Annotated in this window: 11 protein-coding genes; 9 read left to right on the top strand and 2 right to left on the bottom strand. The window is 44.0% G+C overall.

Annotated elements, in window-relative coordinates; all coding sequences use genetic code 11:
* Positions 1-32: 32 nt before the first annotated feature.
* Genes fepB (BUA59_RS01530) through BUA59_RS01515 form a run of 4 tightly spaced genes read left to right on the top strand, consistent with a single transcriptional unit; the run spans position 33 to position 3,926 of the window.
* Positions 33-1,052 (top strand): Fe2+-enterobactin ABC transporter substrate-binding protein, encoded by a 1,020-nt coding sequence (gene fepB / locus BUA59_RS01530; RefSeq protein WP_100187382.1) that lies wholly within the window; start codon positions 33-35, stop codon positions 1,050-1,052.
* Positions 1,049-2,065, top strand: coding sequence for a Fe(3+)-siderophore ABC transporter permease (fepD, locus tag BUA59_RS01525; RefSeq protein ID WP_245813070.1), 1,017 nt, complete (start codon positions 1,049-1,051; stop codon positions 2,063-2,065). The genes fepB (BUA59_RS01530) and fepD overlap by 4 nt, the downstream gene beginning before the upstream one ends.
* Positions 2,062-3,078, top strand: coding sequence for a FecCD family ABC transporter permease (locus tag BUA59_RS01520; RefSeq protein WP_084122077.1), 1,017 nt, complete (start codon positions 2,062-2,064; stop codon positions 3,076-3,078). Before fepD ends, BUA59_RS01520 begins: the two co-directional genes overlap by 4 nt.
* Complete coding sequence (locus BUA59_RS01515; RefSeq protein WP_084122076.1) at positions 3,075-3,926, top strand: ABC transporter ATP-binding protein; 852 nt, start codon at positions 3,075-3,077, stop codon at positions 3,924-3,926. Before BUA59_RS01520 ends, BUA59_RS01515 begins: the two co-directional genes overlap by 4 nt.
* Positions 3,927-4,006: 80 nt before the next feature.
* Here the strand turns inward: BUA59_RS01515 and entS (BUA59_RS01510) are convergent, their stop codons facing one another.
* Both entS (BUA59_RS01510) and fes (BUA59_RS01505) read right to left on the bottom strand, forming a co-directional pair.
* Positions 4,007-5,305, bottom strand: a complete 1,299-nt coding sequence (gene entS / locus BUA59_RS01510; protein WP_072837949.1) for an enterobactin transporter EntS — start codon at positions 5,303-5,305, stop codon at positions 4,007-4,009.
* A gap of 10 nt (positions 5,306-5,315) precedes the next feature.
* Positions 5,316-6,623, bottom strand: a complete 1,308-nt coding sequence (gene fes, locus BUA59_RS01505) for an enterochelin esterase (RefSeq protein ID WP_157789897.1) — start codon at positions 6,621-6,623, stop codon at positions 5,316-5,318.
* 135 nt (positions 6,624-6,758) lie between these two features.
* Between fes (BUA59_RS01505) and fepB (BUA59_RS01500) the strand changes: the two genes are divergently transcribed.
* The 5 genes from fepB (BUA59_RS01500) (at position 6,759) to entS (BUA59_RS01480) (ending at position 18,088) form a co-directional block, all read left to right on the top strand.
* Positions 6,759-7,817: a Fe2+-enterobactin ABC transporter substrate-binding protein gene (gene fepB / locus BUA59_RS01500; RefSeq protein ID WP_072837947.1), complete on the top strand. Its 1,059-nt coding sequence runs from the start codon at positions 6,759-6,761 to the stop codon at positions 7,815-7,817.
* A 105-nt stretch (positions 7,818-7,922) separates the two neighbouring features.
* A complete protein-coding gene (fes, locus tag BUA59_RS01495; protein WP_072837946.1) occupies positions 7,923-9,143 on the top strand; it encodes an enterochelin esterase in 1,221 nt (406 codons plus the stop codon).
* Between the two features lie 41 nt (positions 9,144-9,184).
* On the top strand, positions 9,185-9,409 hold the full coding sequence (locus BUA59_RS01490) for an MbtH family protein (RefSeq protein ID WP_072837945.1): 225 nt from the start codon (positions 9,185-9,187) through the stop codon (positions 9,407-9,409).
* 11 nt (positions 9,410-9,420) lie between these two features.
* On the top strand, positions 9,421-16,806 hold the full coding sequence (locus BUA59_RS01485) for a non-ribosomal peptide synthetase (RefSeq protein ID WP_072837944.1): 7,386 nt from the start codon (positions 9,421-9,423) through the stop codon (positions 16,804-16,806).
* 22 nt (positions 16,807-16,828) lie between these two features.
* Positions 16,829-18,088 carry an enterobactin transporter EntS gene (gene entS, locus BUA59_RS01480; RefSeq protein ID WP_072837943.1) on the top strand — a complete coding sequence of 420 codons (1,260 nt, stop codon included), beginning with the start codon at positions 16,829-16,831 and terminating at the stop codon, positions 18,086-18,088.
* Positions 18,089-18,107: the final 19 nt, after the last annotated feature.

Raw genomic sequence — 18,107 nt, 5'->3', positions numbered from 1 at the left:
TGGTCTACAGGATTTTAGACATGGTTCGCTTTATGACACACTTCAAACAGGTTTTAGCTCTTCTTTTTTTAAGTCTTATCTTAGCAAGTTGCGATCAATCACCTCCAGCCTTACCAGACAAATCACAATTAAAAATAGATCAGGTAGAAAAAAGCTCATCGGGTTGGCCAAGAACAATCATGACCCCTGAAGGTTCACTCACCCTCAATAAAAAACCAACCAGAATTGTGTCCACCAGCGTCACCTTGACGGGTACTTTACTCGCCATCAAGGCACCACTTGTTGGTTCTGGCGCCACCATGGCGAATACCAGCGTTGCATCTGAACAAGGGTTCATGCGCCAGTGGGCAGATATCGCAGAAACTCGAGGTATCATCCCCCTATATCAGACCGAACCCAATGCCGAAGCGATAATCAAAGCCAACCCAGATCTGATCATCATTTCTGCAACAGGTGGCGATTCTGCCATCAAGCTTTATGAGCAACTTAAAGATATCGCACCCACATTGGTCATTGCGTATGACGACAAAAGCTGGATGCAACTTGCGAATATTTTTGGTGACCTTCTAGGTTTAGAAGAACAAGCGCAAACCATGATCCAACGCTTCAAACAAGAAGTTGAACGCACCAAATCAACCATCAATTTACCGCCTCAACCGACTACGGCCATGGTCTACTACCAAGACGACACAGGTGCCAACATTTGGACCTCAGAATCTGCACAAGGTCGATTATTACAAGAGCTTGGTTTTACTCTTGCCGACGTACCTGAGAGCGTAAAAGGCAATATCAGTATGGGCATTCGCCATGACATTATTATTGCTACTGGAGAGCGATTTCCTGATGCGGTAACAGGTAATACCACACTGTTATTTTCTGCCAGCACAGACAGAGAAAAAGCTTTTATGAATAACACTTATTTACATGAAACAAGATCCGTACAAAACAAACAGGTATTCGCTGTTGGCGATGATACCTTTCGCTTGGACTATTACAGCACCACCAACTTATTAAAACGATTACAAATACTGTTTGGACGTGAAAAGTCATGACCAATAACACAATGTCTACGTCAAAGAGCAAGCGATATGCTTGGTTATTCGCATTGCTGCTATTTTTATTCATTATTATGATCGCCAGTTTATGCATTGGGGCTAAGCCGATTTCCATGGACATTCTGTGGAATATCTTCATGGGCAAAGAACATGGACTTACCAAAACCATTGTTATTGAAGGTCGTTTACCACGCACTTTAAATGGGCTTTTTGTCGGTATGGCGCTTGGAACGTCTGGCGCACTGATTCAGGCGATAACCCGAAATCCTTTGGCGGATCCCGGCATTCTTGGCGTTAACTTAGGCGCCAGTTTAGCCATAGCAATTGCCATCGTCTTTTTAGGCGCAACTCAGCTGACCCAATTTTTTGGCTACGCGGCTCTGGGCGCTTTTTTAGCCAGTTTATTAGTATATTTCGTTGGCAGCATTGGCGGCGGTAAAACCGACCCTCTGAAACTTACGCTAGCAGGGGTTGCCCTTGGCGCCGTATTTGGCGGTATTAGCTCTGGCCTTACTCTTTTTAATCCAAGTGCATTTGATCAGATGCGTTTTTGGGCAGTTGGTAGTCTAGATATTCGCTCGTTATCTGTCCCATTATTTATCGCCCCTATTGTCATCGGTGGCTGTTTATTAGCCATATCGATTACCCCAGCTCTTAATGCATTTGGATTAGGCGATTCTTTGGCCTCAGCACTGGGCAGCAAACCCGCTCGAATTCAGTTGTTAGGGCTAATAGCAGTTACATTGCTCTGTGGCGCTGCCACTGCGGCGGCTGGACCCATTGGTTTTGTCAGTCTTATGATGCCGCATATTGCTCGCTGGATGGTGGGCCCAGATCAACGTTGGATCATCCCCTTTTGCTTTATCCTAACGCCTATATTGCTATTAATTGCTGACATCATCGGGCGTGTATTAATTGTTGGGGAGTTACGGGTTTCTATTGTGACCGCGTTTATCGGCGCACCTATTCTGATTTATTTAGTGCGCAAAAAAGGAGCTTCTGGACTATGAAGATCTATCGTACCTACACACTGACAATAACCAATGTTATCAGCCACTACCCAAAGCAAATCATTTGTTCTTTTACTCTTGCGTTGATCATTGCCACACTTTTTTTTGGCCAACACATTGCCGAAAATACTCAAGATATTTGGCAACTTATCACAGGCCAAGCAGACCCATATCAATCCATTGTTGTGTGGCAATGGCGAGCATCTAGATTGTTTGCCGCCTTAGTAATCGGTGCGGCGCTAGGAATCAGCGGTGCCGTATTCCAATCATTGGTTCGTAACCCTTTGGGTAGCCCTGACATCACTGGCTTTAATGTGGGCGCCTTTACCGGGGTTTTGCTGTCTATTGCTTTGTTTGGCAATCTCTACTGGTTCAGTGTATTGGGCGCAATTCTGGGCGGTCTTTTTTCTGCCTTGCTCGTTTATATTTTTGCCTATAGAGATGGCCATTCCGGTTTTCGATTAATCATTGTAGGCATCGCGATTAGTGCCACCCTTTCTGCGTTTAACCAATGGCTGATACTCAGCGTTTCATTGGAAACAGCAATGACAGCAGCGCTATGGAGTGCAGGCACACTCAATGGTATGACCTGGGCGCGCATATTGCCAGCAGCGGTACTCATTACGGTCTTTATCCTTTGTGCTTTTTTGCTTAATACTCGTATGAAATTACTCGAAATGGGCGACGATACCGCGGCGGCGCTGGGCGTTTCAGTGAATAAAACCCGTCTCGCCCTAATGTTTGTTGGCGTTGCTCTAACCGCTGTAGCCACCGCCATCACAGGCCCAATAGCCTTCATTGCTCTGGCCGCGCCTCAGATAGCAAAACGTCTTGAAAACAGCGCGAGCACCTCATTAGGATCATCCGCTCTAGTCGGCGGCTTGTTATTACTTAGCGCAGATTTTATCGCGCAACATGGCTGGGAAGGCTCGACATTACCGGTAGGACTCATCACCGTGAGCTTGGGTGGTATTTATCTAGTGTTTTTAATTATTCGTGAGGGAAGAAAATGACAGCAACAGTCACAGAAATTCAGCAGAACAAATCAAACGATACAGACTATCAAGCTTTGCCAGAACTTTCTTTGTCGACCCAATCTGTTACCCTCGGTTACGATCAAACAATCATCGCCAACAATCTCTCGGTTGATATTCCTGAAGGTAAGTTCAGTATTATTGTTGGCCCAAATGGCTGTGGAAAATCCACTTTACTAAGAGCACTGAGTAGATTGCTGCCACCAACATCTGGCCAAGTACGACTAAATGGCCAAGACATTCATAGCTTACCAACCCGTGAGGTAGCAAAAATACTGGGGCTCTTACCACAAAGCGCAATTGCTCCAGATGGTATAAAAGTTGTTGATCTAGTGGCTCGCGGACGTTTTCCCCATCAAAAATGGTTTCAACCTTGGCGCGAACAAGACCAGATAGCCGTAGAGTCTGCAATGAAAGCAACGGGCATCATGGAGTTCGCTCAGCATCATGTTGATCAACTTTCTGGAGGGCAAAAACAACGTGTATGGGTAGCAATGGCATTGGCTCAAGAAACGCCATTACTGTTATTAGATGAGCCAACAACGTACTTAGATATCGCTCATCAAATTGAGCTGATGGATTTATTTCAAGACTTAAACCGCCTACAAGGTCATACCATGGTGGCGGTTCTGCATGACCTTAATCACGCTTGCCGATACGCTGACAATCTTATTGCTATGAAAGCAGGAAAAATCATTGCCTCTGGCGCCCCCAAAGACATAGTCACTGAAGCACTTATTGAAGACGTATTTGGCTTACCCTGTATGATTCTGGAAGATCCTGTTTCGGGTACACCATTAATCATTCCCAAAGGCCGACAAGTATAGTTGAACAGCAAGCTATAAATAAAAAAATGGCGATGTCCTGAGACATCGCCATTTTTTAGACTGCACAAGTAAAAGAGCGATTATGCCGTAGCATCTTTTGCTTGAAGAGTTTCTTTTTTAGCAACGTCATCATCAGGAAAGAGCGTCGTATCAATCAAGCTGACACTTCTTAACGAACGCACTCCTGCGCTTAATAATACAGTTGCTGCTGCACAACCAAAGCCAAGCGCGACCAAGCCCATGACTGGCGATAGCATTTTTACAATCACACCAATGCCTAATGCACCAGCAGAATCGCCTACCACATCTTGCGCTGTCCAGAAGCTACCAATTCGCCCTAACATATGATCGGGAGTATGACCTTGTACAATGGTGTATTGCAGCAAACCACCAATCGACCCTAGATAACCAAACACCGCCAAGGCAAGCAGCATTAACACTAAATGTCCCATAAACCCCAACGCAGAGACACACAAAAAGGAGAAAAACGCCGTGAACAGCATAACCATACCTGGCCTCTTCGCATGACGAACCCAACCGCTAGTAAGTGCTCCTAAGGTCGATCCTACAGGCACCGCGGCGTACATGAGCCCCACCTCAAACGCCCCGCCACCAAACGCGGTTGCCGCTAAAGCAGGAAATAAAATACGAATTGATTTGGTGACTGCTTCTAGCGTACCCAAGGCAACAACGGCACGAATAACTTTATGCGTAAATACAAAGCTAAATCCGTCCATTAAAGAGCGAATCGGATACTTTTTAGGTCCACCTTCTTGCGGCTTCATATTCGGCAAAGTAACCAAGGTAATTAACGTACAAAGCGTACCTATCGCAGCCAAGGTATAGTTCCATGTCACCCCAAATGACACAATTACCACACCGGCAATGGCGGGTGAAATGACGGAACCAATTCGCACAATCAACATGCTCAATGCACCCGCTGTTGGCAAGTTTTCTCGCCCTACTAAATGAGGAATAGACGCCAATAATGCCGTCATTCCAATGGCACTGAAAAAGCCATCCCAGAGAGAGATAGTATACACAGCCCAAAGGCTTGGCTCAGACAAATACGCATTGGCAGCGAGCAGAATAAAGCCCACACCACAAATAATGCGCGAAAATAGAATCAGCCATTTGCGATCCATTCTGTCAGCTAAAACACCACCCAGCATTAGACCGACAAACATCCCCATTCCATCTAACGCTACGGCAAAACCAACCTGTAAACTTGATCCCGTTAACTCATATATTTGTACCGGCACGGCAACATTTAGCATTCCAATACCTAACACTGACATTAATCGAGCAATAAAAATTGCACGAAAATTCCTGTTGGTTTTTAGTAAGCTAAAATCCAACATAATCTTTGATTTAGACATAACAACTCAGTTAATCCGCCATGTCAGCAGGAATCAAAAACAACAATCCCTTTATCAAGCCAGAGCGCCACGAGAGCCAATCATGGCCACCACAGAAGACCTCATATCGCACACAACCCCCTTTTCCTTTAATGGCTTGGCGAGTCTGCTCATTGTAAACACACATATCTTCTTCGCCCGTTCCAACACTTTGATAAACCTTTAAGTGCGAAACACTTACTCGGTCATTCAATATTTGCTCTGCAAGACTATCGGCTGGAATAGGTTTAGACGCGATAACATTATCAGGATCAACCATTCGGTCTTTGTCAGGCCACCAAAAAGACCCTGATAAGCTAATCACCTTCGAAAAGACATCTGAAAAAGTAATACCTGCGTACAAAGCAGAAAGCCCACCTAAACTCTGGCCTGCGACAAGAAAATCAGTAGCAGAGCAATCGTCTTTAGCAAGTATTGACGTTACTATTGGCAAAAGCTCATCTAACAAAGATTGCCAAAAAGGGTGATGACAACTCAGCTCTTTCCAGCGAGTTAGCCCATCAATTGAAGGCACCAAAAGATAATGAGCAGGTGCTATTTTAGAGGTATCTGTTAAATACTGGAGAACCGATAGCGTGCCACTTGGCGCTCCCCATTTTTGTCCATCAAGCAATATAACCAATGGTGCGTCACTCGTTGCAGTCGAGAAAAGCCAAGCTGTTCGCTGGTTACCCAGTTCTTTTGAAGACCAATCGATAGAATTAACACGACTCGCTGAAATAGCATTCAATTCTCCACGATCCCATTCTTGCCAACCCAATTCAGTTGCGGCTTTAGGAAGGTGAAGTGGTGAACTTATCCCCCAACCAGAGCTCAGTACAGGCAATGGATTTAAAGGATCAGGAATTTGGTTACCAGCAACAGACATCCACCAAGCGCGTTGAGCTTCTCTTGAGCTATCGCCCGCTTGTAGCACAAGATCTGGCAACTGGTTCTCTTCTATTGGAATGAAGGAGTAACTGCCTCTCCATTTAGAATCCACAGTTAACTGACCAAACCACACATCCGTACCACTTATTCGATGCAGGCAGACTGGTTCCCAACTGTGATGATCGGTGATTGAGTTCACATCCAACAATACGCTCGCTATTGAAGATTTCTCATCCGTTCCATGTGGATCCTGCCAAATAAATAGAACAACACTCGTTTGAGGGTTTTTAACTTTAATAAAAGGCGCTCCAATCGCGTGAACATCTTTCCACCACTTACTACTACCAATCTGACTTTTAGGTAAAAGAAAACTACACAACAGTTGTGGTAAACCCGTACTTTCGATCAATTCTATTTCCTCTACAAAAACATTCATGAATTAAGTATTTATAAGCCTTGTAAGACACATATGATAATGATTATCATATGTGTTAATTGAATCAATATCTACTTAAAGACATCATTTGCATTAGGAACTCTGATAATGACGCACAGAACTCAACGCCTTTCCCTCTGGGCTAGCCTACTTTCACTATGCATTTTAATGACAGCTTGTGATGATGCATCCAATAAAGACGTTAGCACTCAAAGTACCACGCAGCTAAAAATTGATGAGGTAAGTAAAGATGTATCAGGATGGCCAAGAACGCTTATGACGAGTCATGGCCCTGTCACCCTCACCAAGCAACCGACACGAATCGTCTCCACTAGTGTCACCATGACTGGAACATTGTTAGCCATTGATGCTCCCATTATTGGCTCAGGTGCAACAATTCCTAATACCAACATCTCTGATGACCAAGGTTTTTTCACTCAATGGAGTGAATGTGCCTCGAAGAAAGGCTTAAAGGTGCTTTATCAGACAGAACACAATGCGGAGGCGGTTATTCGAGAAAATCCTGATCTTATACTCATCTCCGCAACAGGTGGTGATTCAGCCCTTAAGCTCTACGATCAATTAAAAGACATCGCACCGACAGCAGTCATTAACTACGGAGATAAAAGCTGGATGCAACTTGCCAAGGTATTGGGCAACTTCATTGGTTTAGAAGAAAATGCAAACATACTGATCGATACGTTTAATCAGCAAATAGATCAGTTCAAAGAAGTGGCAACACTCCCACCTCAACCAACAACCGCACTGGTTTACTATCGAGACGGTACAGGGGGCAACATCTGGACATCCGAATCGGCTCAGGGTCAACTTTTAACCCAGTTAGGATTCACCTTGTCACCTATTCCAGATTCGATGCGCGGCGATTTAAGCATGGGAAAACGCAATGACATAGTCATCGCTAGTGGTGAGCGTTTCCCCGATGCGTTAACCGGAAACACATTGCTCTTGTTTGCTACAGAACCGCCTCAAGAAGCAATGGTAAAAAACAATGCTTACCTTGCTGAAACTCCAGCCATCCTTAATAACTCCATCTACGCAGTAGGAAATGATACTTTCAGGCTCGATTATTTTAGCTCAAGTAACATGATTCAGCGTTTAACAAACTTATTTAAAAAAGACAAACATGCACTGACTTCCAACCCTTAAACACTAATTGAAGACACTCGCCTATTCTAAGGTGAATTTAGACAAATCTATTTCACTTTAGAATGGGCGCCTTTTAATAAAGGTGCCATTATTAAAGTCAACACTATGCAGAAAATACAACCTATTAATCCTTTGTTCCATCATCAAGATGTAGGCTCTCATGAGTGGTGGCAGGATATTAAGCAAGCAGGGACACCTTTAATCGTAAAGGTCGATGAGAATAAAAGCCTTGTCTCCTTTATTTGGCGAGACCCAGATGGAAAGCGCTCTGATATCGATACCGTTTATATTGATATCTATTCGAAAACGCCTCATCCCACCCAGCAGCTGACAGGTTTCACCCGACTTAAAGGTAGTGATGTTTGGTTCTGGGAAACAGAACTTGAAAACGACTGGCTTGGTAGCTATTTTTTAATGCCAGCCACACACAATCAACGCCCACCACTACACAAAAATCATCAATATATTCGCCGATGGTGGATCCAATTAATGGGCTTAACTGCGCAGTCTGATCCATTAAACTTATTACCCGCCCATAGTAACGGAAACGGAATAACACTCTCAGCCCTTTGTCTAAGTGAAGATAAAAAAAACACGTTCAAATATTCAAATGTAGAAACACAGGGCATCCTAAAAGAATGCATATGGCAAAGTGAGCGACTCACTAATGAACGCCGCATTTGGCTCTACAGAACAAGTAATAACACTCAAGAATCACTGCCTGTCGTACTGTTATTCGATGGACAATATTGGGCAAATCACCTACCAATTTATGCAGAGCTAGACGGACTAACCTTATCTGGTCAGCTTCCGAAAGCCCAATATGTCTTCATCGATTCGATTAACACTTCTCATAGAAATATTGAGCTTGCTTGTAATACCGATTTCTGGATCGCCATCCAGAAAGAATTACTCCCATGGGTGAATGCTCAATACCCCATTACGGATAAACCTGAAAAAACGACCGTTGCAGGTCAAAGCCTTGGTGGCCTTTGCGCTATTTTTGGGGCTTTTCACTGGCCTGAATACTTTGCTACAGCCATCAGTCAATCGGGTTCATTTTGGTGGCCTGATGTCGACTCTCAACCAGGAGAAGGTAGGTTAATTCAAGAGATTTCAAATGCAGATTTAACCACAACCCCTCTAAATATTGTGATGGAGGCCGGATGCTATGAGAAAGACATGCTAGAGGTCAGCCAAATAATGGCAAAAGCACTCAAAAGCAATGGACATCATGTTCGCTATCGAGAATTTAGGGGGGGTCATGACTGGCTATGCTGGCGCCAAGGTCTCATTCACAGCCTATTACAGGCGCTTAATAGCTAATTATTAACAACTATATACCGCGTCATAAGGACCAAACACCTATGGACAATAACCAATACCTCAACCCATTCGACAATGAAAAACTGTCATTCCTTGTGCTTCTAAACCAACAGGGGCAGTACAGCTTATGGCCAGAATTCGCCTCACTCCCAAAAGGATGGGAAGTAGTGCTAGGTCCTGTACCTAGAAGTGAATGCGTAACGTACGTTGAACAGCATTGGAAAGCGATTAATCCATTTGATAATACAGTGACAGAAAGCCGATAAGGAACCCTATTATGCGATCTAAAAGACTCCCTCTTACCAATACACAACAAGGGATATGGCTGGCTGATCAGGTATCAGAAGATAAACACCTTTACACTATTTCGCACTGCTTAGAAATGAAAGGAAATATTCAAAGTGGATATTTAGAACAAGCCATCCGTTTAGCACTTGGTGAAGCCGATACAGTTCTCGCTCATTACGGAGATGGAAAACAAACACTTCTTGACCCGAAAGAAGCCAATAAAATTCACATAGAAAAAATCAACCTCACACGAAACAACGCAGGTCGCGAACAAGCGCTGGCAATCATGCAAGCAGACACAGAACAAGACCTTCCACTCACCAATGACGGCCAAAAGCCGCTACAGAAACAGATATTAATTTCCATCACAGAGAATGGTCATAGTGTCTGGCTTTGGTATCAGCGCTACCATCATATTATGTTAGACGGATTCAGCTTCACCGTTCTCACCAAACGAGTGGCCGAGATTTACAATCACTTGTTAAAAAAACAACCTATTTCCAATTCACCTTTTACTTCAGTCGCTCAGGTAATAGATGAAGAAAGTACATATCAGGAATCCGAAAGATATCAGAACGATAAAATATTCTGGACTGACTATTGCATTGACATGCCATCCCCTGCCAGCCTTTCAAATACACCCACTATAAACGACCTAGGTAAATCAAGCTTAATACGCCATATCACGCCAATAACACCTAATCAGCTAGAAAAGCTGAACGTACTGGCTGACTCAATTAAAAGCAGCAACGCTGAGCTATTAATGAGCCTTATAACCAGCTACCTATTCCGAGTAACAGGTCAAACTAGCCAAGTCATTGGAATGCCTTTTATGAGGCGCTTAGGCTCTGTATCTGTGTCATCCGTTGCGCCCATGGTCAATGTGCTGCCGATGAAAATAGACTTAGAACCCCACATGCAATGGCATGACATCACACAAGCATTTAAGCGCTCTTTAAAAACGATTCGTCGCCACCAAAACTACAGCGCAGAACAAATTCAGCGAGACATAGGTAAGGTAGGGTCATCTGGGCTTTATAACACGCTCATCAACTACAAACAGTTTGACTACGAACTCAATTTCGCAGGAATTGCAGGCATTACCCATCATTTGGCCACAGGCCCTGTGGATGATTTTGAGTTCAGCATTATTGTCGAAAAAGAAAAAACGTATTTCGAGCTAAGAGCAAATGCTCGTAAATATAATCGTGCTGCTCTAGAGCAGCACGGCCTACGCCTTTTTACCATGCTAACAAATTGGCTGAAAGCTCCCGAAACTCCATTAGCCCAACTATCCATTCTACCTGAAGAGGAACGCAAAGCTCTTATCGAATGGGGAAAAGGGCGCCAATTCGAACCCGAAAACGTATCCAATATTTTAGACGTTTTTTGGCAACAAGTAGTAGACAAACCAGAAGCGACAGCGCTTGTCTGCCGCCACCCAGACGAAGACATTGAAACACGTTTTACGTTTCTCGAACTAGGTCAAGCTATCAACCGCTTAAGTCATTTTTTACTAGCACACCCTAGTCTTCAAAAGACCGAAGGCAAAACTGTCATTGCCTGCGCCATGCCTCGTAGCGCTCAATCTGTTATCGCGATGATGTCTATTCTAAACACAGGAGCAACCTACTTACCGCTGGATTTAGATTACCCAAAAGAACGCATGGAAATGATGTGTGAAGATACAGATCCCGTTTTGCTATTGACCCATTCCAGTGTCTCGCTAGGGTTAAATATGCCTGTAATTAACCTAGACGATGAATCATTTGTCTCGTTACTCGCCACCCATCCAGACACCCACATTACAGAAGCAGATAGACCAACGCCCAGCAAGGACGACATCGCCTATGTAATCTTCACCTCAGGTAGCACAGGTAGACCAAAGGGTGTGATGAACACCCACGCCGCCATGCTGAACCTGCTACTTTCTCACCAAGAATCAATTTACCGTCCAGCCCAGAAAGTGGTTCAAGAACGTCACCCAGGGCGCGCTCTACGAGCGGCGCACACCCATTCATTTTCTTTCGACTCTTCATGGTTGCAGATTTTCTGGCTGATTCAAGGAGAAGAACTCTATGTGTTTGATGAAGAAACACGACGCGACGCCTATGCCATTGTAGAAGAGGTTCATAAGATCAAAATTGATGCCATGGACTTGCCGCCGTCTCTGTTAGCGCAACTACTTAACAATGGTCTGATGGCAGATCAATCAGGCACATCAAACCATCAACCAAGCCTAATATTGATTGGTGGCGAAGCATGCCCAGCAGCACTTTGGCAGCAACTGAGAAGCTACCCAAAACTAAAATCTCATAATCTTTATGGGCCAACAGAATACACAGTAGATACTCTGCGTGCCGACCTAACACAGCATAATATGCCTATCATTGGTCGCCCTATTGCAAACACACAAACTTATATTTTAGATACTCAGTTACAGCTTGCTCCCATCGGCGTCTTAGGTGAACTTTATATATCAGGCGCAGGCTTAGCCCACGGCTATTTGGCTCGAGCGGAACTCAGTGCTAGCCGTTTTATTGCTGACCCTTTTAGCGATCAAGCCGGCACCCGCATGTATCGAACCGGCGACATCGTACGCTGGAATCAAGAAGGCTACGTAGAGTTTATGGGGCGTGGAGACGATCAGGTTAAAATCCGTGGCTACCGAGTTGAAATAGGCGAAGTAGAGAATGCTCTCTCAAAATTAGAGCATGTCGAAAGCGCCATTATCATTGCTGAAGCGCTAAATAACAGCCACAGACTAATTGGCTATTGCGTGATACCAGGCTTATCAACAGAACAACAGCAAGACCACGGACAAATATTATTAGCAGAATTACGCAATAATCTACCTGATTACATGGTGCCATCCAGCCTTTGCGTCATGTCATCTTTTCCGCGTAATGTCAGCGGTAAAGTAGACAAAAAAGCTCTACCTAAAATAGACGTTCAAACTTCACTAGAGGCCAAGGCCTTACCTGAAAATGAAGATGAAATACGGCTCTGTGATTGTTTTTCAAAGGTATTAAAAATAGACAAAATTGGCACGACGGACGATTTTTTTGTTCTCGGTGGCGACAGTATTAGCGCCATTATGCTTTGCACAGAACTACGAAATACAGGCTATACATTGCGTCCGAGCCAAGTTTTCAAACTACGCACTCCCCGACAAATTGCCATCGAAATTACACCTATTTCAGACACATCGTCATCCGATAACATCAAGAAATGGGCGCTCTCACAAGATCAGCTAAGTACACTATCATTACATTATGAACCGATTGGCGACATTGCACCGTTACTGCCATTACAAAAAGGCATGCTATTTGAAACCATGATGGATACGGCTTCCGGTAATTACAACGCATATACGCGCCTAAACTTTACTGGTGAAATGGACCTCTCCACTTTACAGGATGCACTAAATGCCCTGCTAGTCCGCTACCCTCAATTAGCCGGTGCTTTTGATAGCGAACACTTAGCAGAACCTGTATTCATCATTCCCGATACTCAACAACAAACATGGCAATGGCCGCTGAGTACGCATGATATCAGCTTTTATCCTGACGATAAAAAATCAGCTGCATTAGAAGAGCTAGAACAAACATTGTTAAAAACACAACACAAGACAGATACATTCTGCAGTATGATCCACGCCGCTTATGTGGATTTAGGAAAAGATGAAACAACAGGAAAACCTAAATCGGCACTTATCCTAATTGTCCATCATCTTATTATCGATGGTTGGTCTACGCCCCTTTTATTACGCAGCCTACTTGATGCCTACCAGCAACAAACTAACTCTCTTAGCCCTATCCCCAATAGTTACACCGAGGTAATCAAGCAACTATACAATCGTGATCAACAGACGAGTTTAAAAAAATGGCAGGAAGTCATACATCAAGCACAACCTTGCCTGCTATTTGAGCAGCGCCAAGATGAAGTCAACGAATTTAAACTCTCTTTAAATCACACCACAAGCAAACAATTAATGTCTCAACTTAAAGAGCGTGGTGTGACCTTAAATGTCTTCATGCAAGCACTTTGGGCCCAAGCCTTAAACCTATTATCCGGTAAAGAAGATATCATTTTTGGTTCGCCCGTCTCTGGACGAAGCAGCAATATCCTCGGTATTGAAGACCAAGTTGGCTTATTTCTAAATACACTGCCAATTCGCGTGATGATAGACCCTACTTTATCGCTCTGGGAACAGTTGCCGATCATGCAAGAACGTCATATCGAACTCTTAGAACATGACGCAATTGGTCTTGCGGAAATACAAAACATAACGGGGAATCAAACCTTGTTTGATACTTTATTAGTGGTGGAAAACTACCCGGACAGCGGATATCTAGACACCAAATTACAAGGTAAAGACGGCAACCCACTGACGGTCAGCGACATTCATAACCGCGGTTATAGTCACTACCCATTGGCTTTATTAGTATTACCCGGTGAAGAAATTACTTTCCTTATCGAAAACCGTGGTGCATTAACGCATTTTGAAGTGGAAGCCTTAGCACATAGATTGCAGCAAACTATTGAAATCTGTCTTAAAGACCCTCGACGACCACTGTGCCGATACGAAAGTCTTAGCTCTCAGGAAGTTCGCTTCATTACCCGTATTAACGATACGAAGCAATCTGTTCCTGAATTAACCTTACAATCGGCATTAGCAATACAAGCACAAACTACGCCGGAGGCTCTCTGCCTTTCAGATCAACAACATCAGTTGAATTATCAAGAAGCTCGATATCAAGTGCAAGTCCTGGCATCAAAGCTGCGCAATGAAGGTGTTACTGAAGGTCATATTGTTGCCGTCGCCTTACCAAGAAGCTGTCACTTAAGCTTGGCCATTTGGGCCATTATTGAAGTGGGGGCGGCCTATTTACCTTTAGACCTTGGTTATCCTGATGATCGCCTCGCCTACATGCTCGACGATGCCTCACCTGTATTGTTAGTCACCCAGAGCTCTCAAAAAAACCGTTTTCTTAACATAAATACAAACATAAAACGCCTTGCCTTTGATGAGCTATTTGACCAGTCTTACGATAAAAACTCGGCACATCAATACAAAAACACCAAGCCAATAGCGGCCAGCGCGATTACAGGTGAACATCCTGCTTATTTAATTTATACGTCAGGTACCACAGGTCGTCCAAAGGGCGTATTGGTTTCCCATAAAGCAATAATCAACCGTATTTTATGGATGCAGCATGAATACCACCTCACCCCTGACGACGTCGTCTTACAAAAAACGCCCTGCAGTTTCGACGTTTCTGTTTGGGAGTTTTTTTGGGCGCCAATGGTTGGTGCATCTTTAGTCATGGCGGCCCCTGAAGCTCACCGCGATCCAGAACTACTCATGCAAACCATCGACCAATATGCTATCAGCACCTTGCATTTTGTTCCTTCTATGCTCGCTATTTTTACGGCAAGCATGCAAAGCAAGGACGATAATTCGCCTACTTGCAAATCACTTAAACAGGTATTCTGCAGCGGTGAAGCATTGCTAAAAACACAAGCCATTGCTTTCAAAGACTGCTCTAACGCTCAACTGCATAACCTTTATGGGCCAACCGAAGCCGCTGTTGATGTGACTTATAAACCCGCTTTTGAGGATTTGTCTTCACATGGCCAAGGCGTCGCGATTGGAAAACCCGTGTGGAACACAGAACTAAGGGTGCTAGATCAGTACTTACGGCCCGTCCCTATTGGTGCAACAGGAGAGCTTTATTTATGCGGTACTCAGTTAGCTATTGGCTATTTAGATCGCCCAGAACTCAATTGTGTTCGGTTTGTCGCTGACCCTTTTGGACAAGCCGGAGACAGAATGTACCGTACAGGCGATATCGTCCGCTGGTTAGAAAACGGGGATATTGAGTATTTAGGCAGAGCGGACAATCAAATCAAAATCCGTGGCCAACGCATTGAACTAGGAGAAATTGAAACGCTTCTTCTACAACAAAATACAATCGAACAAGCGGTCGTCGTAGCCCGTACATTGAATAATGAAACCGCCAACAAGACGGGACAAGATAATCGCCAGTTAGTGGCCTATCTCACATTAAATGCTTCAACAAACTATGATGAATCAGCAGTTAAACTTGCGCTCTCCGAAGAACTACCAAGTCATATGCTGCCTGTCGCTTATGTCATATTGGACAGCCTACCACTCAGTGCCAATGGCAAACTTGACCGAAATGCACTTCCAGAACCCAACATAGCAAAAAACACGCTCACGTCCAACGTGTCTAGAGCACCATCGATCGGACTAGAAAGTCAGCTGGCACGCCTGTTTACAACGCTTTTAGGAATAGAAAACATCAAAGCTGAAGATGATTTCTTTGCACTAGGAGGTCACTCTTTACTCGCCATGAGGCTAGCTGCGGATATACGTAGAGAAGTGAAACGACCTATTACAGTAGGACAAATAATGGTTACCTCTACGGTTGCCAAACTCGCCCGACTCTTAAGCAAAGACACAGAGCAACATAGCCGCGAAAAGCTGGAAGCCATGATGGATGGCAGCAATGCAATGACTGCCAGTAACGCAAATGGCTTTGACCATTTGATTTACCTTCGTGAAGGGCAAGGTGCGCCACTATTTTGCTTCTATCCTGGATCTGGCTTTGCTTGGCAATATAGTGTGTTATCCCGCTACTTAAAAGGTGAACACCCTATTATTGGCCTGCAATCTCCTAGACCCAACGGCATAATCGCTAGTAGCGCGACGATGGAAGAACTAATCGACCAACAACTTCATATCATTCGTCAAGAACAAGCATACGGCCCCTATTATTTATTGGGCTATTCCCTCGGAGGAACCGTTGCTTATGGCGTCGCGGCCAAACTTAGAGAAATAGGTGAAGACGTTAGATTCCTAGGTCTATTAGACACTTATCCAGCCGAAGTTCATGATTGGAATGCCCCTCAAGGAGAAGAGGCCGCTATGTACGCGGAGCGTGAACAAACACAACTTCTAAGCACTGCAATAACAGATGAAGATCCTAGTGAAATGACACTTTTTGTCAAACAAGAACAAAATCAGATGCTTGAGCAAATTCTTGCCAATTATAAAGATGCAGTTCGCTTACTGAAAAAAGCCACCACTCCGACCTATGATGCAAGAGTGAATATCTTTATTGCACAGAAATCGCTGCCTGATTACATCAATCCAACCATCGATTGGCCACCTTATGCAGATCAAGTGTGTTTTCACACTTTGGCTCATTGCAGCCACGAAGACATTTTATCTCCTGAGCATCTGAAAACATTGGGGCCATTGCTCAATCAGCTTATTCATGACGCAAAACAAGATCCATCATTAAATTTAAAAGATCGTTCTGATACATCATCAGAATTAGCTTAACCATTTCAAAAAGAGAGTGAATGTGAGCGATACCAAGAAAAAATCAATATTTGTGGATTTCAGTTTATTAGCAACCCACAGGAATTTTCGCAATATATTTATTGCCCGTACTATTTCTATACTCGGTTTAGGCATGCTTTCCGTGTCCATTCCTGTACAGGTGTATTCTTTAACCAACGACAGCTTGCATGTAGGCATCGTCATGGCACTAGAAGGAATAGGCCTGTTTATTGGCCTACTTCTAGGTGGTGTTTTAGCCGACATGTATGAACGTAAACGCATAATCCTTTTTGCGCGAACTATTTGTGGGTTAGGTTTTCTCGCTATGGCCATTAATGCATGGTTACCAGAACCCTCTTTATGGGCCATTTATATTCTCTCTATTTGGGACGGCTTCTTTGGTGCATTGGGTGTCACTGCATTAATGGCGTGCATGCCTTTTATTGTTGGCAGAGAAAATCTCATGCAAGCTCGCGCTATCAGCATGGTAAGTGTGCGTTTAGCAACAGTCATTTCACCAGCTATTGGCGGCGTTATTATTGCGGTTTCTGATGTAGCTTGGAACTATATGATCGCGGCTGTGGGCACAGGCATAACACTTTTGGCTCTTCTGTCTTTACCAACAATGCGACCAAAAGAGGTAAAAACTCACAATCCACTAAAATCATTATGGGACGGATTTACATATCTATGCACTAATAAAATTGTTGCCAGCGTGGTAATAATGGGAACCTTAGTCACCTTAACAACAGCGATACGCGTGCTCTTTCCAGCCCTTGCTGATAGCGTCTACGGCGGTGGCGCCTGGACAGTTGGCTTGATGTATTCTGCCGTTCCATTAGGTGCAACGATGGGCGCTATTATTAGTGGCTGGGCAAATCATGTAGCAAAACCAGGCTTGGTAATGATGCTTATCAGCCTTGCTGCTTTTCTCTGTTTAATGGGAATTGGCAGTACAACCTATTTTCCTCTTACCCTTATCCTTCTGGCAGCCTTTGGTTGCCTTGTGTCTATTACCTCATTACTGCAATACAGCTTTGTTCAAGGTCATACCCCTGACCATTATTTAGGTCGCATAAATGGCATATGGACGGCTCAAGATGCTTCTGGTGATTCTGTAGGAACACTTTCTATCGGAGCATTAGGAAAACTACTCTCGTCATTAGGTAGTATCTTTGCTTTTGGTACCGTCGCAATGGGACTTGGATTGATACTATTGGCCAGCTTAAAAACGCTAAGAAGTAGTACACTGAATGATCCAAACCTAATTAAAGAAAGTTAAGCCTATTTTCAACCCATGC

Origin of the sequence: Marinomonas polaris DSM 16579, assembly GCF_900129155.1 — a bacterium.
Taxonomy (GTDB): domain Bacteria; phylum Pseudomonadota; class Gammaproteobacteria; order Pseudomonadales; family Marinomonadaceae; genus Marinomonas; species Marinomonas polaris.
Note: the sequence above shows the minus strand (reverse complement) of the source record. Positions and strands in the feature narration are given on the sequence as shown.